Origin of the sequence: Cryobacterium serini, assembly GCF_004404025.1 — a bacterium.
GTDB lineage: Bacteria > Actinomycetota > Actinomycetes > Actinomycetales > Microbacteriaceae > Cryobacterium > Cryobacterium serini.
This window is the reverse complement of sequence record NZ_SOHN01000005.1, coordinates 41,518-62,748: the sequence shown is the minus strand read 5'-3', so window position 1 is coordinate 62,748 and position 21,231 is coordinate 41,518. Positions and strand designations below refer to the sequence as shown.

Here is a 21,231-nt window from a genome sequence, read left to right as displayed (position 1 = left end):
CGCGCTACGGGTGTCGTCCGGAGGAATCCTCCCGGGCGGCACCCCCTTTTGTGCCTCCTTTCGGTACACCGAAAAGTCGGTATGTTAGGCTCATGGACGGTCTTACAACCCTTCACCAGGACGCGCACGCGTAGCCACCATTTGAGATGGAACGGCCGCATGCGTATGGTGAGGCGCCGACGGACGTGATCCCATGATCGCCCCAGCCCACGCTGATTCTCGCGTCCGGGCCGCTCGGTGCCTACCCGTCCGACACGAGAGCACAGCGCGTCGTAGACCGTGAGATCGGCTACGGGGGCGTGCACCGGAGAACGCGTGACCGACAGTATTCCTCGTCCAGAGTCCATAGCAGTCAAGGCAGATCACCTCTACAAAGCCTTCGGGCGCCGCCCGCACGAAATCGTCAAAAAGCTCAAAGCCGGCAAGAGCCGCGCAGAAATCTCGTCTCTCGGAGTAGCCGCTGTCATTGACGCATCATTCGAGGTCAAAACAGGCGAAATCTTCGTCGTCATGGGCCTGTCCGGCTCGGGCAAATCGACCCTCATCCGCATGCTCAACGGACTGTGGGAGACCACCTCCGGCACCGTAACCGTCGGCGGCACCGACATCACGGGTGTGTCCGCCAAGGAACTGCGCGACGTACGTCGCAAGAGCATCTCAATGGTGTTCCAGCACTTCGCCCTGCTGCCGCACCGCACGGTGATCGACAACGTCGCTTATGGCCTCGAAATTCAGGGTATGGCCCGTACGGAACGCCTGGCCAAAGCCCAGACGATCATCGATCTGGTCGGCCTGGCCGGCTGGGCCGACAATCTGCCCTCCGAGTTGTCCGGTGGAATGCAGCAGCGGGTCGGCCTCGGCCGTGCCCTCGCGGCCGACACGGACGTGCTGCTCATGGACGAAGCGTTCTCGGCCCTCGACCCGCTCATTCGCCGCGAAATGCAGGAGCAGCTCATCGAGCTGCAGGCCGCACTCGGCAAGACGATCATCTTCATCACGCACGACCTCAACGAGGCCATGTTTCTCGGCGATCGCATCGCCGTCATGCGCGATGGTCGCATCGTGCAGATCGGCACGCCCGAGGAGATCCTCACCGACCCGGCCAACGACTACGTCGCCCAGTTCGTGCAGGATGTCGACCGGGCTCGAGTACTCACCGCCGCGAGCGTGATGGAACCAGTGCGTGCTGTCGTTACCAAGACGGCCGGCCCTCGTGCCGCGCTGCGCACGATGCGCGACCTGCAGACATCCGTCACTTTCGTGCTCAACCGCGACCGCAGCTTCGCCGGGATCGTGCGTGACCGCGACGTTCTCAAGCTTGTCAAGGCCGGCGAGGTCGACCTGCGCGGCATCATCCGCGATGACGCCACCGCGGTGCTGCCCGAAACCGTACTGGTCGATCTGGTCGAGCCCTCGGTCGAAAGCGAACTGCCCATCGCCGTCGTTGACGAGAAGAACCGATTGCTCGGTGTGATTCCACGGGTGACCCTGCTCGCTGCACTGGGGAACGTCGCCACGACAACGGGCGAGCAGCCCGTGATCGAACCGCCCGCCACCATTTCCGTCAGCCTGATCACCGAGACCTTGCGCGAAACCGCGCTGGAAGGAGCCGAAGCGTGAACGAGTTCCGAATCCCTGTGGGTTCCTGGGTCGAAATCTTGTTTGATTTCGTCACCGAGTACTTCAGCTTCTTCTTCGACTTCATCCGTTTCGCCTTCGCTGGCGCCTTTGAGACCGTCGACTACCTGCTGGTTTCTCCGCCGTTCTACGTGATCATTGGCCTGGCTGCCCTTCTGGCGCTGGCGGTTCGGGGGTGGAAATTCTTTGCGGGGACCGTCATCGGGCTCCTGCTGATCGTTGGCATGAACCAATGGGAAAATGCTATGGACACGCTCGCCCTTGTGCTCGTTGCAAGTGTGATCGCCATTGCGATGAGCATCCCGCTCGGTATCCTGGCGGCCAAATCTAAGGCGGCCTCGAGCGTCATTCGTCCGGTGCTCGACTTCCTGCAGACCATGCCCGCGTTCGTCTTTCTGATTCCGGCGCTCCTCTTCTTCCGCGTTGGCGAGGTACCGGGAATCGTCGCGACCATCATCTTCGCTATGGCGCCGGGGGTGCGCCTGACAGAGCTGGGTATCCGCGGAGTCGACTCGGAGGTCGTCGAAGCGGGGTCTGCCTTCGGCGCCTCACCGGGCCGCATCCTGCGTCAAATCCAGCTGCCGCTGGCCATGCCAACGATCATGGCTGGCATTAATCAGGTCATCATGCTGTCACTCTCGATGGTCGTCATCGCTGGAATGGTCGGCGCAGGCGCTCTCGGTGCGGAGATCATGACGAGTCTCAGCCGGATCGACATCGTGCTCGGTTCCGAGGCGGGTCTGGCCGTGGTGATCCTCGCCATATTCCTCGACCGAGTCACCGCAGCGTTCGGTACTGGCAACACACCCATCAGCCGCCTCATCGCGTTGCGAACGAGCCGCGCCACGGTATCCGCTTCGGTGGAATCCAGAATTCCGGTCGAACCCGAATCGGTTCGCCTGTAACCCACACACTCACGAGCGCGCGAGCGCCCGTGTCCATCGGCGGTTGTCATAGCACTCAGATCAGCCGCCAGCACCAAGAGCCAACCCTGCCACCCTTCGCGGGTGTCGAGAATGGAAAACCCATGAAAATTCGTACCAAGTCATTCATCGCCGTAGGAGCCGTTTCACTCCTCGCCCTCAGCGGATGCGCCCCTGCTGAAACTGCCACCGTCTCCAACGGCGACAACGCCAACATGAGCCTGGCCGTATTCAACGGCTGGGACGAGGGCATCGCCGTCTCGGAGCTGTGGAAGGCAATTCTCGACGAGAAGGGCTACAACGTCGAACTGGAATACGCCGCGGAGGCCCCCGTTTACTCGGGCCTGTCCACCGGCGACTATGACCTCAGCATGGACATCTGGCTGCCTGACACCCACGCGTCCTACCTCGAAGAGTATGGCGATGACATTGTCGACCTGGGTGCATGGAATACCGAATCCAAGCTCACCGTGGCTGTGAACGCGGATGCCCCGATCGACTCGCTCGCGGAGCTGGCCGACAACGCCGACCTGTTTTCTAACCGGATCGTCGGCATCGAGCCAGGCTCAGGCCTAAACCAGGCCATGGAAGAGCGGGTCATCCCGACCTACGGCCTCGACGGTATGGATAACGTGACGTCGTCGACCGCGGGGATGCTCTCCGAACTCACGAACGCGACCGATAGCGGCGACAACATTGTGGTCACCCTGTGGGAGCCACACTGGGCCTACGGAGCCTTCCCGATCAAGAACCTCGAGGACCCCGAGGGAACTCTCGAGAACATCGAGAGTATCCACTCCTATGGCAGCACCGAGTTTGAAGCTGACTTCCCGCAGGCCGCCGAGTGGATCAACAACTTCGAGATGGACCTCGATACGCTGTACTCCCTTGAAGAGGAAATGTTCGTCAACTATGACGGTCAGGACTACGCACCGATCGTTGCCCAGTGGATCGAAGACAATCAGGAATACGTAGACGGCCTCACCAGCTAGTCACGATTTCTGAAAACAGAACGGCCCGCGTCCTTCGACACGGGCCGTTCTGTTGTCACTTGTGGTTGCTAGGCCGCCTCGAGCTCACGCACCTGCCGCAGCCAGCCGTCGAAGAGGTCACCGTTAAAATCGTCGACACTGCGTAGTTTCAACTCGCTCATCTCCGCCGAACCGCTCGCGTTGAGCTTGCCTGAGTCATCTGTGATGGCTTGGCCGCGCCAGAACAACACGGTTACAAAAGTCGGATATGCCTTGAACCCAGCTACCGGTAGGTCATCCTCGAGCCAGACCGGATGCCCGTGCCACAGTTCCGTCGATGTCTCCGGCAGACCCAAGTCGAATTTGTCGCGGAGCATCCTGACGACGCTTGCCAGCGGCTCGGTGGGAGCGGCAACGTACTCGTCAATGGTCGTCGGCTTGAGCGCGGATGCGACGGGTGCCGTAGCGGCAACCTGAAATTTGGTGGGAGTGGACGTGGTAGGGAGTGTGGATGTCAGGTGAATAGCCTCTTTCGGTGGTCGAATCCACGCCTGGCCGGTGCCGGGCATGTTGGTACCTGCATTCCACAGTGTCACGCCGGTGCACCCTGAGGCTGGGCAGACACTCAGGAACCGATCCGCGCTGGGTAAAAAAATGCACCGCCCGTCACCCCAAAGGTTGACGGGCGGTGCACGCGTGACAGGCTATGCGGCGGGCGTCGCCGCCGTGCCAACAATGTCGACGACGAACACGAGAGTGTCGGTTCCGCTGATACCGGCACTTTCCTGGCCGGCCTCACCATAGCCCTCGCTCGGCGGCAGAACGGCGATCACCTGCGATCCAACGGTCTGGCCCACGAGCGCAGCACCGAAGCCCGGAACAACCTGGCTGGTGACGAAGGTTGTCGGTCCAACGGTGGTCCAGGACGAGTCGAAGGTTTTTCCGGTAGCCCAGACAACTCCGGTGTATTCGACCGATACGGTGTCTCCGTCGGCGACGACGGCGCCGTCACCGAGCTTCAGGGTCGAGATCTGCAGTTCGGTTGGCGCCTCAGCGTCGGGAATGGTGATGGTCGGGGCACCGTCTTTGGCGAGTTCAACGGTGGGCAGGCCCGGCACAGTCGGCTGGTCCACCCCGTCAGCCCGGTCGGCCAGGTTCGTGATCGAGATGACGTCGATGACGAACACGACGGAGTCTCCCGCGGCGATTTTAAGCTGCTCAGCGCCGTCGGCGCCGAACGCGTCGCCCGCTGTGCTGACGGTGACGATGCGATCGCCTTCAACAGAACAGTTGACGGCCCGCACCAAGCCGGGGAGGAACGTTGCGCCCACCGTGATGGTCTCGCTGGCGCCACTGGTCGGGTACGTCGTCTCCTGTACGGTCGCTCCAGTCGTGCCGTTGTACACGGAGAGTGATGCCCCGACCAACGAGCCGCCGGATGCTTCGGTGGTGCCAGCGCCCTCGATGGCAACCGTGCGCTGGGTGGACGACGGGTCAAGCGGCTCATCAAATTTGACCGTGGGCACGGCACCGAAGTCGCCGGTCACATCGACAGCGTCGGAAACTGCGCCGGGTGCCGTGCATTCGCTGTAGGCAGCGTCGGGGGCAGAAGCCAAATCCGTTGCCTCGGGAGTATCGCTGCTGGCACAGGCGGTCAGGGCGAGCGCCAGGCCCACAATGGTCAGAAGTGCAGGAATTTTCGACACGGGGCCTCTTTCGAGAGCGTAGCTGCGGGCGGGCAATTTTGATCGAGGAAATGTCTGGTGGCGCGAACGCCCGAAGACCTATTCTGCCACGGTTCGCCTATGAATCGCCTGAGTGGATGCCCCGGTTCCGCCCGGGCGGAACCGGTCAGTCGTCGAGGCCGCGGGCGATTAGGGCCTCGCCCAGCGCATCCGCTGCGTAGAGCGAGCGCACCACCACCGGAACGGCGATCGACAGGAGCGAGCCCCGCGTACCGCGGGCTGTGCGGGCCTCGAGCACCTCGCGCACGATATCGCTCACGAGGGGAATGCAGCGGATGGTGAGCGCAACGAGCAATCCCACCCGGTCGGCGTCGATGAACCGGCGGAACGGGCGTAGCAGCTTCTGGAACGCTTCGAGCACGGCGGTGACCGTTGTTGTCATCGTGAACAGGGCCGCGAGAGCTACCGCCACGATCAGCCGGCCCGCCATGAGAGCGGCGATCATCCAGCCGGAAAGCAAGCCCTGGATCGGCACCGCGATCAGCAGAACCAGCACAATCGGGGCGATCTGGGCTGCGGCTGCCCGCACCGGAACGCGGGCAGCCAGAAACAGCAGCGTCACGCCGACCGCCGCGCCGCCAACGACCCACACATCGGGCGACGTTCCGATCAGAACGACGCAGAGCGAGAGTAGAAACAGCTTGAGCAGAGTGGGCGCACGGTGAATGAGCGAGGTGCCGGGGCTGTACAGGCCGATCATGTCCCGCTGCTCACTGCACTGCTCACTGCAGCAGGGCGCGGTAGGACGCCAGGGATTGCGCGGGCGCTCCGTCGGCAACGACCGCGCCCTCTTCGATCACGATCACCCGGTCGAATTCTTCGACCAGGTGCAGGTGGTGGGTGACGACGATGACCTGCTGGGGGAGTGTCTGCAACAGCTCGCCGATGCGTCGGGCATTGCGAGCGTCGAGCAGGGTGGTCGGCTCGTCGGCGACGATCGTGGCCGGCTCCGCCACGAGCACGGCGGCAAGGGCGAGCAGCTGCTTTTGCCCGCCGGAGAGGCGGTGCGCCGGGTGCTCGGCGTGCTCGCTCAGACCGAACTGGTCCAGGGCCGCTGCCGTGCGCTCAGCAATTTCGGCGGGAGATAAACCGCGCCGGCGCAGGGTGAACGCCACGTCTTCCTGCACGGTGGGCATCACGATCTGGTTGTCGGGATTCGTGAAAATAAACCCCACCTTGCGGCGCACCTCGCGGGCATGGCGGGCCACGTCGAGCCCGTCCACCGTCACGGTTCCGCTCGTCGGGGTGACGAGCCCATTGATCATGCGCACAAGCGTGGACTTGCCCGAACCGTTGGCGCCGACGATGCCGATGCGGTGCTCGGTCAGGCTGAGGTTCACGTCGCGCAGCACCCTGCGCTCACCGAACGACTGCCCGACCTGGTCGAAGCGGATGATGCTCACGCTAGCGGCCGGTGACCTTTCGCGATCAGACCAGGGTAAGCCTTGTGCACCTGGCGGGCGACGAGTACGGTCACGACGACCTTGATCAGGTCTCCGGGAATGAAGGCGACGTTCAGGCCGAGCGTGGTCCAGAGCGGCAGGCCGAGGTTCAAGGCCATGACCGGAATGCCGATCAGGTAGACCGCGACGATGCCGCCGAGGATCGTGGCGCCGAGGGCCAGCCAGAACGGATACTTCGGCAGCAGACGGGCGGTGAGATACCCGGTGACGAAGGCCCCGAGCAACCAACCGTAGAGGTAGCCGGCCGCCGGGCTCACCGTGAACACGCCGATCCCGCCGCGCGCTCCGGCGAGCAGGGGCAGACCGACCGCCGTCAGAACGAGAAACAACAGCACGGCGAGGGTTCCCTTGCGCGGGCCAAGAATCGCCCCGGCAATCATTACGCCGAGCGATTGCAGGGTGATCGGCACTGGCCCGATATTGAGCGGGCCGGCCAGTCCGAGCGCAGCAATAAGGGCGGCAAAAATGGCGATCTGGGCTAGGTCGCGGGCGGGCAGAAGGCGCTTGGGCGGGGCGCTCACACGGGTGGTATCGGTCATGGTTTCAAATCTAGAATTCGGTGCCCACCCGCCGCTGAAGAATACCTACAAGAAAACACCACGAACTGTAGAGGTCGTGATCGGGATCACGAACCGGCGGCCATAATTGCATCCGCTGCCCGAACCAGGGCCAGGTGTGAGAGGGCTTGCGGGGTGTTGCCCATCTGGTGTCCGTTGGTCACGTCGTACTCCTCCGACAGCAGCCCGACGTCGTTCACGAAGCCGAGCAGCCGGTTCATGAGCGCATTGGCATCGTCAAGTCGTCCCGACGTGGCGTATTGCTCAACCATCCAAAAGGAGCAGGCCAGAAACGGATGCTCGCCCGGCGGCAATCCGTCGACCGCGGCGTGGGTGCGGTACCGCAGCAGCAGCCCATCTCGCATGAGGTCGGCCTCGATCGCGGCCACGGTACCGAGCATGCGTGGATCGGTGGGTGCGCAGAACCCGACCTGTGGGAGTACGAGCAGCGAGGCATCCACTTCGGTGCTGCCGCAGTACTGCATATAGCTGTTTCGAGCCACGTCAAAAGCGCGGGTCTCGATGTCGGTACGCACCTCGTCGCGCAGGGTCTTCCAACGGTCGAGCGGACCATCGAGGCCGCACTCTTCAATGCCTCGCACCGCGCGGTCGAAGGCGGCCCAGACCATTACGCGCGAGTGGGTGAATTCCCGGGGCTGGCCGCGTACCTCCCAAATGCCCTGGTCTGCGCGGCGCCAGTTCTTCTCGAGAAAGCTCATCAGGGCCCGCTGCAGCGGCCAGGAGAACTCGTTCTCGCGCACGCCCGCAGCACGAGCGGCATGCAGGGCCACCATCACCTCGCCGATCACGTCGGATTGGAACTGGTCGACCGCGCCGTTTCCCACGCGCACGGGGGAGGAGCCCTTGTAGCCCGGCAGGCCGGTCAGTTCATGCTCGGGCAGGTAGCGCTCGCCGGAGAGGCCGTACATGATCTGCACGTCGCCCGGGTCGCCGGCAATGGCGCGCAGCAGCCAGGCTCGCCAGGCGTCGGCCTCCAACTCGTAACCGTGGCTGAGCAGAACCTCGAGTGTGAGCGAAGCGTCGCGGAGCCAGACGTAGCGGTAGTCCCAGTTGCGGGTGCCGCCGATCTGCTCGGGCAGTGAGGTCGTGGCAGCCGCCACAATGCCGCCGGTGCGCTCATGAGTCAGCGCACGCAGCACCAGCAGGGAACGCACCACCTGGGCGCGCAAGGGTCCCTGATGGCTGCAGCACGACGCCCATTTCTGCCACCAGGCGCAGGTCTCGGCGTGGGCAGCGTCGATGTCGATGGCGGGCGGAGTATCGCGGTGCGAGGGATACCAGGTCATGTGCGCGTCGATCGTGTCCCCGGTCGTGACGTCGAAATGGGACACGTGGCGGTGGTCGGCGGCGCGCAGCTCCGGGCCGCGCATCACGACGGCGTCGGGTCCGGCAATGGCAACGAGGCCCCACACCGCTTCGCCCTTGAGCTGGCGCACCCACGGCATGATCGTGGCATAGCCAAAGCGGATGCGCAGATCCTGCGTCATGTGCACCGTGCCGCTGATGCCGCGCACCCGGCGCACCAGATCGGCCCGGCCGTCACCGTGCGGCATGAAGTCGAGTACCTCGACCTGGCCGGTGGCCGTGGTCCACACCGTTGACAGCACGAAAGTATCGCCCTGATAGCTGCGGGTTGACGTGGCGGTTGAGTCGGCTGGGGCCAACAGCCACCGACCGTCATTCTCATGGCCGAGGAGCGCTGCGAACATCGAGGCGGAGTCGTAGCGCGGCAGGCACAGCCAGTCGATGCTGCCGTCCCGACCGACGAGCGCCGCCGAGTGACAATCACTGATGAGTGCGTAGTCCTCGATATTGAGTGCCATCAGGCCATACTGACAGCACCAGGGTGAGAATGGGCCGACGATCGAACGCCGAAATTGTCGCCGATTCGGTCAGGCGACGAGGCGGGCCGAGGCGAGCGTCGCGGAGGCTTTATCGATCCAGGCAGCGGATGCTGCAGTCAGGTCGTCATCGATGGTTTCGCTGCCCGTGGCTTCAAGGAGCGTGGCGTCGACGCGAGTTGCCGTGCGTGCCGGAGTCTCGCTCACGGCCGGGTCGCCCCAGGTCGTGATTGGCCTGGGGGACCAGGACAGGGCGGTCGGCTCACCACTGCTCTCGCCGCGCAGGGCGGCTTGTTCGGTGGTGATCGCCTCGGTCAGCTCGGTCGCGATCTCTCTGGCCTTCAACGCGTGAAAAATGACTTCGGTGTCGTCCGCGCTGCGGGCCACCAGCGTCCAGGTGCCGTGCTCACCGACCAACGCAGTGAGCTTGTCGTGCAGCAGCTCGAAAATTTGTTCGTCGCGCAGCACCGGGGCGGAGGCGACGCTCAGCGCCGCACTTGCGGCCAAACGTCGGCGTCGACGACCAAACATGACAAGCCCCTTTCCGGTGCGCGGGTGCAGCTGAAATGAGCCACTCTGTTTATTTTCGGTGACAAGTCGTCGACTGACCGGGGGACACGCCGCCGAACATGCCGATTGGGAGCTGAATTCAGCTCTCGACTTGACGTTTATTCGCGTCTTCGATGACCGTGCCGATGGCGACGGCGGCGCTCAGGCCCCAGCCGAGCCACAGCATTACGAGGCGCCAGTCGCGCGGACCGTGCCGCGTGGCCTGTACGGTGTTCCACCCACCGGCGATAACGCCGATCATTGCACTGCTGAACAAGAACTTTCGCATGTGTTCCTCCGGCATCAGGTTACCCGGGAATAGGCGTACCCCGACTGGTAACCTTGGAACCGCCACACAGGTGTGCACCTCGGGTGTGCCCGGAACGGATGATCCATTTCAACTTCAGCCGGACCCACACGGTCCGAGATCAACCCGCCACTCGTAGAGCCCGCGCCTGCCCCCGCCGGCACGTACACCTTCGTCGTCGTCTCGAACCGGCTGCCGGTCGATTACGAAGAAGCCGAGGACGGCGCCGTCACATGGCGCACGTCGCCCGGCGGGCTGGTCACCGCGCTCGAACCGCTGATGCGTTCCTCGCACGGAGCCTGGGTCGGCTGGCCGGGTGTCGCAGACCGCGATTTCGAACCGTTCGAAAATGACGGGATTTCGCTCGTGCCGGTGCGGCTCGATGAAGCCGATATCAAGGACTATTACGAGGGCTTCTCCAACGACACGCTCTGGCCGCTGTACCACGACGTTATCGCTCCGCCGAGCTTTCACCGCGAAACATGGGAAGCGTATATAGCCGTCAACCGCCGATTCGCCGCGGCGGCTGCCGCGGTCGCCGCCCCGGGGGCAACGGTCTGGGTGCACGATTACCAGCTGCAGCTCGTGCCGCGCATGCTGCGCGAAGCCCGCCCCGACCTCGTCATCGGGTTTTTCAACCACATCCCCTTTCCGCCCTATGGAATCTATGCGCAGCTGCCCTGGCGCAAACAAATTCTGCACGGGCTGCTCGGCGCTGACGTGATCGGCTTTCAGCGAAGTGCAGACGCCGGGAACTTCTCTCAAGCGGTACGTCGCCTCTACGGCTACCCCACCCGCGGCGTCGTCATCGACGTGCCGACCGGTGAGAACGAAGAGTCCCGCCGCGTCATCGCCAAACATTTTCCCATCTCGATCGACTCCGCCGGCTACGAAGAACTTGCTCGGCGACCCGACATTCAAGCCAGGGCTCGCCAAATTCGCGCAGACCTTGGCAACCCCAAAACACTGATGCTCGGCGTCGACCGGCTCGATTACACCAAGGGCATCGGCCACCGCATCAAGGCCTTTGGTGAGCTGCTGGCCGACGGTCGGTTGAGCGTCGAAGACGTTACCCTGGTGCAGGTCGCCAGCCCGTCCCGTGAACGAGTCAGTACTTATATGGCCCTGCGCGACGAGATCGAGCTCGCCGTCGGCCGGCTCAACGGGGATTTCTCCACGATCAGTCACACCGCCATCAGCTACCACCACCATAGCTATCCGCGCGAAGAGATGGTCGCGATGTACCTCGCCGCCGACGTTATGCTCGTCACCGCCCTGCGCGACGGCATGAACCTCGTCGCCAAAGAGTACGTGGCCGCGCGCTTCGACGTCGACGGAGTGCTCGTGTTGAGCGAGTTCGCCGGCGCCGCCGATGAACTGAAACAGGCAATTCTCATCAATCCGCACGACATTGACGGCACCAAGGACGCTATCGTGCGAGCGGTGGAGATGCCCAAGCGGGAGCGTTCGCGGCGCATGCGCTCGCTGCGACGCAAAGTCGCCGAAAACGATGTCGCCGTCTGGTCGGCGTCCTTCCTGAGAGCGCTCACCGGCGGAGCCGCCGTGCCAGCTGGAATCCCCGACGACCTCGACCTGGCCCTGCAAAGCATTGCTGGCGCCGAGAACCTGCTCATCGCCCTCGACTTCGACGGCACCCTGGCGCCCCACGTCGACCATCCCGAAGACGCCCGCGCCATCGCCGGCAGCCGGGAAGCGGTGCAGGCCCTGCTCGACCTGCCGGGCGTGCGAGTCGCCCTCGTTTCCGGACGCGCCCTGGTGAGCCTGCAACACGTCGCCCAGCCGCAGAGCTCGGTGCTGCTCACCGGTTCGCACGGCATCGAGGTGCAGCTGGATACCCCCGAGATTGAGCTCAACCTGCTTTCCACCGAACTCGAGCAGCTCGATACGCTCGCCCGGGTGCTCGAGAGCATTTCCGGCGAAATCGCCGGCACCACCATTGAGCGCAAGCCCGCGGGCCTGGCCCTGCACACTCGCCTCGCCACCGAGGAAGACGGCCAGAAGGCCGAGCGTCAAGCGCGTGAGCAACTCGGCGATCAGCTGCCCGCGTTGACCGTTCGAGAAGGTAAGAACGTACTCGAATTCTCGGTGCGCTCAAGCACCAAGGGTGACGCCGTCACTAAGTTGCGCGAATACACCGGTGCCGATCGCGTGTTTTACGCCGGTGACGACGTGACCGACGAGGATGCCTTCGGGGCTCTGCGCGACGACGACGTCGGGCTCAAAATCGGGCAGGGTGCCACCCTTGCCAGTCACCGGGTGCGCAGCCCGCACGAGGTCACCCAGGTTCTGGCGCGCATCGCCGAGCTGCGCTCGGCTCAGACGCGCTGACCCGGCTCGGCAAGGTTCTAGACTCAGAAGCATGTCTGAGATTGATGTGAAACCCCGTAGCCGCGACGTCACCGATGGGATCGAGGCCACGACATCCCGTGGCATGCTCCGTGCTGTCGGCATGGGCGACGCCGACTGGGACAAGCCACAGATCGGTATTGCGAGCTCGTGGAACGAGATCACACCGTGCAACTTGTCGCTCGACCGCCTGGCTCAGGCGGCCAAGGAGGGTGTGCACTCTGGCGGCGGCTATCCGCTGCAGTTCGGCACGATCTCCGTCTCCGATGGCATTTCGATGGGTCACGAGGGCATGCACTTCTCCCTCGTCTCCCGCGAGGTCATCGCTGACTCGGTCGAGGTCGTCATGCAGGCCGAGCGTCTCGACGGCAGCGTGCTGCTCGCCGGCTGCGACAAGTCCCTGCCGGGCATGCTCATGGCCGCCGCCCGCCTCGACCTCGCGAGCGTGTTCCTCTATGCCGGATCGATCGCGCCGGGCTGGGTCAAGCTCTCTGACGGCACCGAAAAAGACATCACTATCATCGACTCGTTTGAAGCCGTCGGCGCGGTCAAAGCCGGCCGCATGAGCGAAGCGGATGCCAAGCGTATCGAGTGCGCGTTTGCTCCCGGCGAGGGCGCCTGCGGCGGCATGTACACCGCAAACACCATGGCCAGCGTTGCGGAAGCCCTCGGAATGAGCCTGCCCGGCTCGGCGAGCCCGGCATCCGCTGATCGTCGCCGCGACTACTTCGCCCGCCGCTCGGGCGAAGCCGTCGTCAACATGCTGCGCCTCGGCATCACGGCCCGCGACATTCTCACCCGCAAGGCGTTCGAGAACGCCATTGCCGTGGCCATGGCCTTCGGCGGCTCGACCAACGTGGTGCTGCACCTGCTTGCCATCGCCCGTGAGGCCGAGGTCGAACTCACCCTCGACGACTTCAACCGCATCGGCGACCAGGTGCCGCATATCGGCGACCTCAAGCCCTTCGGCAAGTACGTCATGAACGACGTCGACCGTCAGGGCGGCGTTCCCGTCGTCATGCGCGCGCTGCTGGAAGCCGGCCTGATCCACGGCGACGCGCTCACCGTCACCGGCAAGACCGTGGCCGAGAACCTCGCCGAGATCGACCCGCCCGACCTCGACGGGGAGGTGCTTCGCACGCTCGACAATCCCATTCATAAAAGCGGTGGTATCACTATCCTCAAGGGCACCTTTGCCCCCGAGGGCGCCGTCGTGAAGACCGCGGGCTTCGACGCTGCCGTGTTTGAGGGACCGGCACGGGTGTTCGAGCGGGAACGCGCCGCGATGGACGCGCTGACCGAGGGCAAGATCTACAAGGGTGACGTTGTCATCATCCGCTATGAAGGCCCCAAGGGCGGGCCGGGTATGCGCGAGATGCTGTCGATCACCGCCGCCATCAAGGGCGCAGGCCTCGGCTCCGATGTACTACTGTTAACGGACGGTCGATTCTCAGGCGGCACAACCGGACTGTGTATCGGCCACATAGCACCCGAAGCGGTGGACGCAGGTCCAATCGCCTTCGTGCGCGATGGGGATCTGATACGGGTCGATATCGCAGCTCGCACGCTTGACCTACTGGTCGCACCTGCTGAGCTGGCCGTCCGCCGAGAAGGCTGGGCGCCGCTTCCCCCGCGCTATACCCGTGGCGTCCTCGCCAAGTACGCCAAGCTCGTGCACTCAGCCGCCGAAGGCGCCATCACCGGCTAACCGCACCGGGTGATCTCGCGAACGGGTAAGCCCCAACCGACCGATTCGAAGTAGGGATTCAACGACCATGACCACGGAAACCAGTCCCGTGCCTTCAGCTCCGGCGTCTGCAGAGCCGGAGATGCTTACCGGCTCGGGAGCAATCATTCGCACCCTCGAACTGCTCGGCGTCACTGACGTCTTCGGCATCCCCGGCGGCGCCGTCATTCCGCTGTACGACGAGCTCATGACGCAAACCAAGATTCGCCACATCCTGGTGCGGCACGAACAGGGAGCCGGCCACGCAGCCGAGGGCTACGCCTCCGCCACGGGTCGCGTTGGCGTTGCCATCGCCACGAGCGGCCCTGGCGCTACCAACCTTGTCACCGCCATAGCGGATGCCTACATGGACTCGGTTCCGTTGCTCGCGATCACCGGCCAGGTGTTTTCCACCTCGATGGGAACGGACGCCTTCCAGGAGGCCGACATCATCGGCATCACCATGCCGATCACCAAGCACTCCTTCCTCGCCCGTCGCGCCGAAGAGATTCCGGCCGCGATCGCTTCGGCGTACCACATCGCTTCCACCGGCCGCCCCGGCCCGGTGCTCGTGGACATCACCAAGGACGCGCAGCAGAACCTGGCGCCGTTCATCTGGCCGCCCAAGCTCGACCTGCCCGGCTACCGCCCGATCGTCAAGGCGCACGGCAAGCAGGTGCAGGCGGCAGCCCAGCTGCTGCTGGCCGCGAAGAAGCCCGTACTGTACGTGGGCGGAGGTGTTATCCGCGCCCAGGCATCCGCTGAGCTGCTCGCCCTGGCCGAAGCAACCGGTGCACCCGTCGTGACCACGCTCATGGCCCGCGGAGCGTTTCCCGACTCGCACCCGCAGCACCTCGGCATGCCGGGCATGCACGGTACGGTTCCGGCCGTTCTCGCATTGCAGGAAAGTGACCTGATTATTTCGCTTGGAGCACGCTTCGACGACCGGGTGACCGGAAAAATCAGTGAATTCGCGCCCAACGCGAAGATCGTGCACGTTGACGTTGACCCGGCCGAGATCTCCAAGATCCGCTTCGCCGATGTACCCATCGTCGGGGATGCCAAGGATGTCATCGCCGATCTGACCCTGGCCTGGGCCGACGCCGGACAGGGATCCGAACCTGATACGACCGAGTGGTGGACCTACCTGCACGGCCTGAAGGACGAGTTCCCGCTCGGCTTCACCGAACCGACCGATGGCCTGCTCGCCCCGCAATATGTGATCCAGCGCATCGGCGAGCTCACCGGTCCCGAGGCGGTCTACGCTGCCGGCGTCGGCCAGCACCAGATGTGGGCGGCGCAGTTCATCAAGTATGAGCGACCCAACTCATGGCTGAACTCCGGCGGCGCTGGCACCATGGGCTACTCCGTTCCCGCTGCCATGGGGGCCAAGGTCGCCGAACCGGACCGGGTGGTCTGGTCGATCGACGGAGATGGCTGCTTCCAGATGACCAACCAGGAGCTTGCCACCTGCACGATCAACAAGATTCCGATCAAGGTCGCGATCATCAACAACTCGTCGCTCGGCATGGTGCGCCAGTGGCAATCCCTGTTCTATGACGGACGCCACTCCTTCACCGACCTCAATACCGGTCATGGCACCGCGATGGTGCCCGATTTCGTCAAGATGGCGGATGCCTATGGTGCGCTCGGAATTCGGGTCACCAGCAAGGACCAGGTCGATGACGCCATCAAACTGGCCCTCGCCACCAACGACCGCCCGGTCGTGATCGACTTCATCGTGAGCCCCGGTGCCATGGTCTGGCCGATGGTTCCGCAGGGAGTCAGTAACAGTTTCGTTCAGTACGCCAAAGACCACGCACCGACCTGGGGAGACGAATAAGAGTGACGAGCCACGTTCTAAGTCTGCTCGTCGAAGACAAGCCCGGCCTGCTCACGCGTGTCGCCGGCCTGTTCGCGCGTCGAGGTTTCAACATTGAAAGCCTCGCTGTTGGCCACAGCGAGATCCCCGGCCTGTCCCGCATCACGATCCTCGTCGACGTCGAAGACGTGCCGCTCGAGCAGGTGACCAAGCAGCTCAATAAGCTGATCAATGTCATCAAAATCGTCGAGCTCGACGTGGCCCAGTCGGTGCAGCGCGAACACCTGCTGATCAAGGTCAAGGTCGACAACACGACGAGGTCGCAGGTGCTGGAAGCGGTCAATCTGTTCCGCGCCAGTGTCGTCGATGTGGCCACTGACGCCGTCGTGATCGAGGTCACCGGCGACAGCGGCAAGACGCAGGCGCTGTTGCGGGTGCTCGAACCGTTCGGCATTCGGGAACTGGCCCAGTCCGGCCTGCTCGCCATCGGCCGCGGCTCCAAGTCAATCACCGAGCGAGTTTTCAAAAACTAACGTTTTTTAGCTTTTCTAATCATCAATTCACGAGGAGAGATACACATTGTCTGAGATTTTCTACGACAAAGACGCCGACCTGTCGATCATTGCGGGCAAGAAGGTGGCCGTTATCGGCTACGGCTCGCAGGGTCACGCACACGCGCAGAACCTGCGCGACTCCGGCGTAGAGGTCAGGGTCGGCCTGAAGGATGGGTCCAAGAGCAAGTCCAAGGCCGAAGAAGCCGGCTTCACCGTGCTGTCCACAGCAGATGCCGCGGCCTGGGCTGACGTTATCGTCATCCTCGCTCCCGACCAGGTGCAGCGTCACCTCTACAAGGACGACGTTCTTCCGAACCTGACCGCTGGTAAGGCCCTCGTCTTTGGACACGGATTCAACATCCGCTTCGGTTACATCGAAGCTCCCGATGGCGTCGACGTCATCATGGTCGCCCCCAAGGGACCCGGCCACACCGTGCGCCGCGAATTCGAAGCTGGCCGCGGCGTTCCCGTGATCGTTGCCGTCGAGAAGGATGCCTCCGGCCAAGCCTGGCCCCTCACCCTCAGCTACGCGAAGGCGATCGGTGGCCTGCGCGCTGCCGGCATCAAGACCACCTTCACCGAAGAGACCGAAACCGACCTGTTCGGCGAGCAGGCCGTTCTCTGCGGTGGCACCTCGCAGCTGATCCAGTACGGCTTCGAGGTTCTCACCGAGGCTGGTTACCAGCCGCAGGTTGCCTACTTCGAGGTGCTGCACGAGCTCAAGCTCATCGTCGACCTCATGTGGGAGGGTGGCATTGCCAAGCAGCGTTGGAGCGTCTCCGACACCGCGGAGTACGGGGACTACGTCTCCGGCCCGCGCGTCATCGACCCGAGCGTCAAAGAGAACATGAAGGCCGTTCTCGCCGACATCCAGAGCGGCGCGTTTGCCGAGCGCTTCATCGCCGATCAGGATAACGGCGGAGTCGAGTTCCTCGCGCTGCGCAAGAAGGGCGAGGAACACCCGATCGAGGCTACCGGCCGCAGCCTGCGCAAGCTCTTCGCGTGGAACGCGTCGACCGACGACGACTACACCGACGGATCGGTCTCGCGCTAAGCATCCGCTGAATGCGATTCGCATGACAAAGGGGCCCTCGTTCGCGAGGGTCCCTTTGTGCGCTGCATTTGAAAGGCCCCGAGTATGGCTGTCACCAGCATGAGCCCACGCGCGTTAGGTGTGTGGCGACGCCGCAGCGCGACGGCCGCCATGGTCGGCGTGCTGCTCTACGTTCTCGTCGACGTCGTACTGCAGTTTCTGCCGCCGCACTACAGCCCGATCAGCGACGCCGAGAGCAATCTCGCCGTCGGTCCCTACGGCTGGGTGATGAATGTCAATTTCCTGGGCCGGGCGGTCACGTCGGGCGCCGCCGTCGGAGCACTCTACGCGACGGCCCGCACGCGCTATCTTGCCCGAGTGCCTTCGCCTCGTCTCCTGCAGGCTGGCCTGGCACTGTTTGCCCTTGGCGGTGTCTGCTCGGGTGTGCTCGCCTTCTTCCCGACCGATGTGGTGATTGCCTTGAACGGCGCGGCAGCAGCCACGGCCGGTCACGGTGTGGTTGCCGTGACAATGGCCGGTACTATTCACCTCGTCGTGGCCACTGTCGGCTTTGTCGCCGCTTTGGTCGCGATTATGCTGCTCACCGCCTGGCTTTATCGCAGCGGAGCGCTGCCCGCGGCCCGGAGCCTGGCCCTCGCCTTCACCACCCTCGCCGTGCTGGGCCTGCTCTTTCTCGGACTCACCCTCACCGTGCAGCCTGCGCTGTTCGGGCTCGCCGAACGGGTCTGCCTCCTCGGTATTTTGGGCTGGACGTATACGGTTGCCGCCGGCATCCGTCGTCTCGATTAGAACTTCGTGCAAGCCGGCGATCGCGCTGAACGACAACATTCCGCCTGCCTCGACCGTCAGCTCCTGACCTGCCCCTAGACTTGTACTACGTTGGGGGCGAGAACGTCGCTTTCATCGGGTCCTGTGCACGGATGCACAGCTGTGCCGCAGCGTAGCGGGCGTCTGAGACCAGATATGCCACGCGCTGGGGGGCCATTTGTTCCACTCGCGTTAGGCCGGCAGTACCATGACCTCAGGCAAGAACAGCAACGACGACAAACTGGTCGCACCGACAGTGCAAAGCGATGGCCCACTTCCCAAGTGGAAAATCGTCGGCCCCGGCCTCGTCGTGGCTGCCACCGGTGTGGGCGCGGCCGACATGGTCGCTACCCTCGTGGCCGGCTCGCGCTACGGCTACGCCCTGCTCTGGGCGGTCATTCTCGGCGTGATCCTCAAGATCGTGCTGGTCGAGGGCGCAGGCCGGTACACCCTCGCCACCGGCAGGACCATTTTTGAGGGCTGGCGGTCCCTCGGCACGTGGACCACCTGGTACTTCGGGCCGTACATCATGTTGTGGGGCTTCGTTTACGGGGCCACTGCCATGTCCTCGGCAGCCCTTCCCCTTGCTGCACTGTTCCCGGTCTTTCCGCTGCCGGTCTGGGCCGTTCTCATGGGTCTGGCCGGTCTCACCATGGTCTGGTTCGGCCGCTACGCCTTCTTTGAGAAGGTCACCGCCGTGCTCGTCGGCATCATGTTCATCACCGTCGTCGGTCTGGCCGTCATCGCCGCGCCCGACTTTCCGGCCATGCTTGCCGGCCTCGTGCCGATCATTCCCGAGGGTGGCGTGCTCTACACCCTCGCTCTGGCCGGCGGTGTCGGCGGCACCATCACCCTCGCCGCTTACGGTTACTGGCTGCGCGAAAAGGGCTGGTCCACCCCGCGCTGGATGAAAGTCATGCGCATCGACAACCGCATGGCCTACGTCATGACCGGCATCTTCGTCGTCGCTATGCTCATCGTCGGCGCCGAGGTGGTCGCCGCTGCCGGCGTCACCCTGAGCGCGGGAGACAAGGGACTACTCGACCTTTCCACGGTGCTTAACGAGAAGTACGGCGTCGTCGTCGGTACCGGATTTCTGGTGGGCTTCTGGGCGGCATCCTTCTCATCGATCATCGGTGTGTGGAACGGCGTGAGCCTCATGTTCGCCGACTTCTGGGGCAACATGCGCGGCAAGAAGTCTGGCCACCCCGACACCCTCGTCGGTGGCAAATACTTCAAGTTCTACCTGTTGTGGCTCACCTTTCCGCCCATGATCCTGTTCCTGCTCGGCTCACCGATCGGTCTCATTCTGGCCTACGGCGTGCTCGGCTCACTGTTCATGCCATTTCTCGCCGTCACCCTGCTGGGACTGTTGAACGGCAAGCGCATCCCACGGGAATGGCGCAATAAGTGGTTCACGAATGTGGCGCTCGGAATCTGCGCGCTGCTGTTCATCGTGCTCGGAGTGCAGCAACTGATCACGGCCCTTGCTCCACTGTTCGCCTAGGTGGCAACCGGATACTCTGTAGGAATGAACGCCACACGCGACGACGATGCGCTGAACTGGGCCGGCGACGATGATCCGACCTTGACTTCAGGGGGCACAGATCAGGCGGCGCCGGAACCGCGCGGTCTGCCCGAGGGATGGACCGTTCCGCAGCCGACCACTTCGGCGCAGCATCCGGCGAAGTCCGACCCGGAGACGGCTCACGCGGTCGCGACTGACGGCACCGCGACTGGAAGCGCCGCGCCTGACGGCACCGCAGCGAGCTCGGTCGCCCTGGTTGGCATGGGCATCCTCGCCGGCATGTACCTGCTGTACACGATCGGCTGGTTTATCGGTGTCGCGCGCATTGAAAAATCCGTCACCGACCCGGTCACCGAATTCATGTTCTCGCTCGGCGCCTGGCTGGCGGTAGCGGCGCCACTTGCCTGGTTCGGAGCAACCTATTGGCTCACGACCAGTCGACCGCGTGCCCGACTGATCTGGCTGTTGATCGGCGTCGTCGTGCTCGCCCCCTTGCCCTTCATTATCGGTTCGGGAGCCAGCTCATGAGCAATGCAGAGGGCAGTGTTCCAGGCGGCACCACCGCCACCCGTCGACGTCCACCCCGGTGGGCATTGCTCAGCATCGCGGTATTCTTCGGGCTGTTCTACGCCTACGACGTGTGGGAAGCCGTCGGCAACCTCGTCGGGCTGAACCTGCAGGCGCAGTCCCTCGATACCCAGCTGAGCGGCTTCGGTTGGGTCGTGCTCATTTTCGGGGTGCTCCTGCCGGTGCTGGTCTACGCGATGGCCTATTGGCTGGGACGCAACCGGGCCTTCGGAGTGCAGGCCCTGACCCTGCTCGTCGGGCTGTGCGCGGTGGCGGCGGTGTCGCTCGACATTGCCACTGTGTTCAGCCTCGGTCGGTTGATCGTCTAGCTAGAGCACCGCGACAATGATGAGGGCCATCAATACCAGCTGGGCGATGAGTCGCGGGACAAAGGGGATCGCTACCCGTCCAAATCGCTTCGGATGGCGCGCAGCGTAGGCGTTGGCCGGAAACACCGCTGCTAGAAAGATCACGAGTGCCCCGGCCGCGACGACCATGGTCGGTGGATAGAGCAATCCCAGCGCGCCAGCAATCTCGCACACCCCGGTGAACAACACGAGGTTGACGGGGCTGGCCAGACCGCTCCGCCGCAGCCGCGGTGGAATCATGGCCGCCATCGTGCGCTGCACCGCTGGCCGAAAATGAGTAATCCCGGCGCCAATGAAAACCAGCGCCAGAAGCACGCGCAGAACCAGTTGGAGACCGTCTATTACGTCGCTGCTCATTGGTCTATTGTGCAGCCGGTAGGGTGGAATCCGAGTAGCGCCGCTTGCCCTGCCATCAACAAATGC

The 21,231-nt window shown here is 63.9% G+C and carries 21 protein-coding genes; 12 read left to right on the top strand and 9 right to left on the bottom strand.

Annotation, left to right across the window (positions count from 1 at the left end):
• Positions 1–315: 315 nt before the first annotated feature.
• The 3 genes from E3T51_RS02305 (at position 316) to E3T51_RS02295 (ending at position 3,553) form a co-directional block, all read left to right on the top strand.
• On the top strand, positions 316–1,620 hold the full coding sequence (locus E3T51_RS02305; protein WP_194088332.1) for a quaternary amine ABC transporter ATP-binding protein: 1,305 nt from the start codon (positions 316–318) through the stop codon (positions 1,618–1,620).
• On the top strand, positions 1,617–2,543 hold the full coding sequence (locus E3T51_RS02300) for an ABC transporter permease (protein WP_134527024.1): 927 nt from the start codon (positions 1,617–1,619) through the stop codon (positions 2,541–2,543). Before E3T51_RS02305 ends, E3T51_RS02300 begins: the two co-directional genes overlap by 4 nt.
• Before the next feature lie 122 nt (positions 2,544–2,665).
• Positions 2,666–3,553, top strand: a complete 888-nt coding sequence (locus tag E3T51_RS02295) for a glycine betaine ABC transporter substrate-binding protein (protein ID WP_134527021.1) — start codon at positions 2,666–2,668, stop codon at positions 3,551–3,553.
• Positions 3,554–3,621: 68 nt separating this feature from the next.
• Here the strand turns inward: E3T51_RS02295 and E3T51_RS02290 are convergent, their stop codons facing one another.
• From E3T51_RS02290 to E3T51_RS02255, 8 genes are all read right to left on the bottom strand, one after another.
• A complete protein-coding gene (locus tag E3T51_RS02290) occupies positions 3,622–4,128 on the bottom strand; it encodes a DUF1801 domain-containing protein (RefSeq protein ID WP_134527019.1) in 507 nt (168 codons plus the stop codon).
• A gap of 108 nt (positions 4,129–4,236) precedes the next feature.
• The gene (locus E3T51_RS02285; RefSeq protein WP_134527017.1) at positions 4,237–5,238 is read right to left on the bottom strand and encodes an FKBP-type peptidyl-prolyl cis-trans isomerase; all 1,002 of its coding nucleotides are present in this window, start codon (positions 5,236–5,238) and stop codon (positions 4,237–4,239) included.
• Positions 5,239–5,383: 145 nt separating this feature from the next.
• Positions 5,384–5,977: an energy-coupling factor transporter transmembrane component T family protein gene (locus E3T51_RS02280; RefSeq protein ID WP_134527014.1), complete on the bottom strand. Its 594-nt coding sequence runs from the start codon at positions 5,975–5,977 to the stop codon at positions 5,384–5,386.
• A 22-nt stretch (positions 5,978–5,999) separates the two neighbouring features.
• Entirely contained in the window at positions 6,000–6,680 is a 681-nt protein-coding gene (locus E3T51_RS02275) for an energy-coupling factor ABC transporter ATP-binding protein (protein ID WP_134527011.1), read from the bottom strand.
• Positions 6,677–7,279: a biotin transporter BioY gene (locus E3T51_RS02270; RefSeq protein ID WP_134527008.1), complete on the bottom strand. Its 603-nt coding sequence runs from the start codon at positions 7,277–7,279 to the stop codon at positions 6,677–6,679. Before E3T51_RS02270 ends, E3T51_RS02275 begins: the two co-directional genes overlap by 4 nt.
• An 86-nt stretch (positions 7,280–7,365) precedes the next feature.
• Entirely contained in the window at positions 7,366–9,141 is a 1,776-nt protein-coding gene (locus E3T51_RS02265) for a glycoside hydrolase family 15 protein (protein WP_134527005.1), read from the bottom strand.
• 69 nt (positions 9,142–9,210) lie between these two features.
• Positions 9,211–9,690 carry a hypothetical protein gene (locus E3T51_RS02260; RefSeq protein WP_134527002.1) on the bottom strand — a complete coding sequence of 160 codons (480 nt, stop codon included), beginning with the start codon at positions 9,688–9,690 and terminating at the stop codon, positions 9,211–9,213.
• A 118-nt stretch (positions 9,691–9,808) separates the two neighbouring features.
• Positions 9,809–9,997: a hypothetical protein gene (locus E3T51_RS02255; RefSeq protein WP_104128266.1), complete on the bottom strand. Its 189-nt coding sequence runs from the start codon at positions 9,995–9,997 to the stop codon at positions 9,809–9,811.
• A gap of 138 nt (positions 9,998–10,135) precedes the next feature.
• On the opposite strand from E3T51_RS02255, the gene E3T51_RS02250 reads away from it, so the two are divergent.
• The 9 genes from E3T51_RS02250 (at position 10,136) to E3T51_RS02210 (ending at position 20,769) form a co-directional block, all read left to right on the top strand.
• Positions 10,136–12,364: a bifunctional alpha,alpha-trehalose-phosphate synthase (UDP-forming)/trehalose-phosphatase gene (locus E3T51_RS02250; protein WP_241989130.1), complete on the top strand. Its 2,229-nt coding sequence runs from the start codon at positions 10,136–10,138 to the stop codon at positions 12,362–12,364.
• Between the two features lie 31 nt (positions 12,365–12,395).
• Entirely contained in the window at positions 12,396–14,090 is a 1,695-nt protein-coding gene (ilvD, locus tag E3T51_RS02245; RefSeq protein WP_134526997.1) for a dihydroxy-acid dehydratase, read from the top strand.
• A 67-nt stretch (positions 14,091–14,157) separates the two neighbouring features.
• The gene (locus tag E3T51_RS02240; protein ID WP_134526994.1) at positions 14,158–15,951 is read left to right on the top strand and encodes an acetolactate synthase large subunit; all 1,794 of its coding nucleotides are present in this window, start codon (positions 14,158–14,160) and stop codon (positions 15,949–15,951) included.
• Positions 15,952–15,953: 2 nt separating this feature from the next.
• Positions 15,954–16,463: an acetolactate synthase small subunit gene (gene ilvN, locus E3T51_RS02235; RefSeq protein WP_134526991.1), complete on the top strand. Its 510-nt coding sequence runs from the start codon at positions 15,954–15,956 to the stop codon at positions 16,461–16,463.
• A 46-nt stretch (positions 16,464–16,509) separates the two neighbouring features.
• Positions 16,510–17,538, top strand: a complete 1,029-nt coding sequence (gene ilvC / locus E3T51_RS02230) for a ketol-acid reductoisomerase (RefSeq protein WP_104190522.1) — start codon at positions 16,510–16,512, stop codon at positions 17,536–17,538.
• An 84-nt stretch (positions 17,539–17,622) separates the two neighbouring features.
• Positions 17,623–18,327, top strand: a complete 705-nt coding sequence (locus E3T51_RS02225; protein WP_134526988.1) for a DUF998 domain-containing protein — start codon at positions 17,623–17,625, stop codon at positions 18,325–18,327.
• Between the two features lie 226 nt (positions 18,328–18,553).
• The gene (locus tag E3T51_RS02220) at positions 18,554–19,852 is read left to right on the top strand and encodes an Nramp family divalent metal transporter (protein ID WP_134526985.1); all 1,299 of its coding nucleotides are present in this window, start codon (positions 18,554–18,556) and stop codon (positions 19,850–19,852) included.
• Positions 19,853–19,876: 24 nt separating this feature from the next.
• The gene (locus E3T51_RS02215; RefSeq protein WP_134526982.1) at positions 19,877–20,401 is read left to right on the top strand and encodes a DNA polymerase III subunit gamma/tau; all 525 of its coding nucleotides are present in this window, start codon (positions 19,877–19,879) and stop codon (positions 20,399–20,401) included.
• Entirely contained in the window at positions 20,398–20,769 is a 372-nt protein-coding gene (locus E3T51_RS02210; protein ID WP_134526979.1) for a hypothetical protein, read from the top strand. The genes E3T51_RS02215 and E3T51_RS02210 overlap by 4 nt, the downstream gene beginning before the upstream one ends.
• Here the strand turns inward: E3T51_RS02210 and E3T51_RS02205 are convergent, their stop codons facing one another.
• Positions 20,770–21,165 (bottom strand): DoxX family protein, encoded by a 396-nt coding sequence (locus tag E3T51_RS02205; RefSeq protein ID WP_134526976.1) that lies wholly within the window; start codon positions 21,163–21,165, stop codon positions 20,770–20,772. It abuts the gene before it with no gap.
• Between the last annotated feature and the right edge of the window lie 66 nt (positions 21,166–21,231).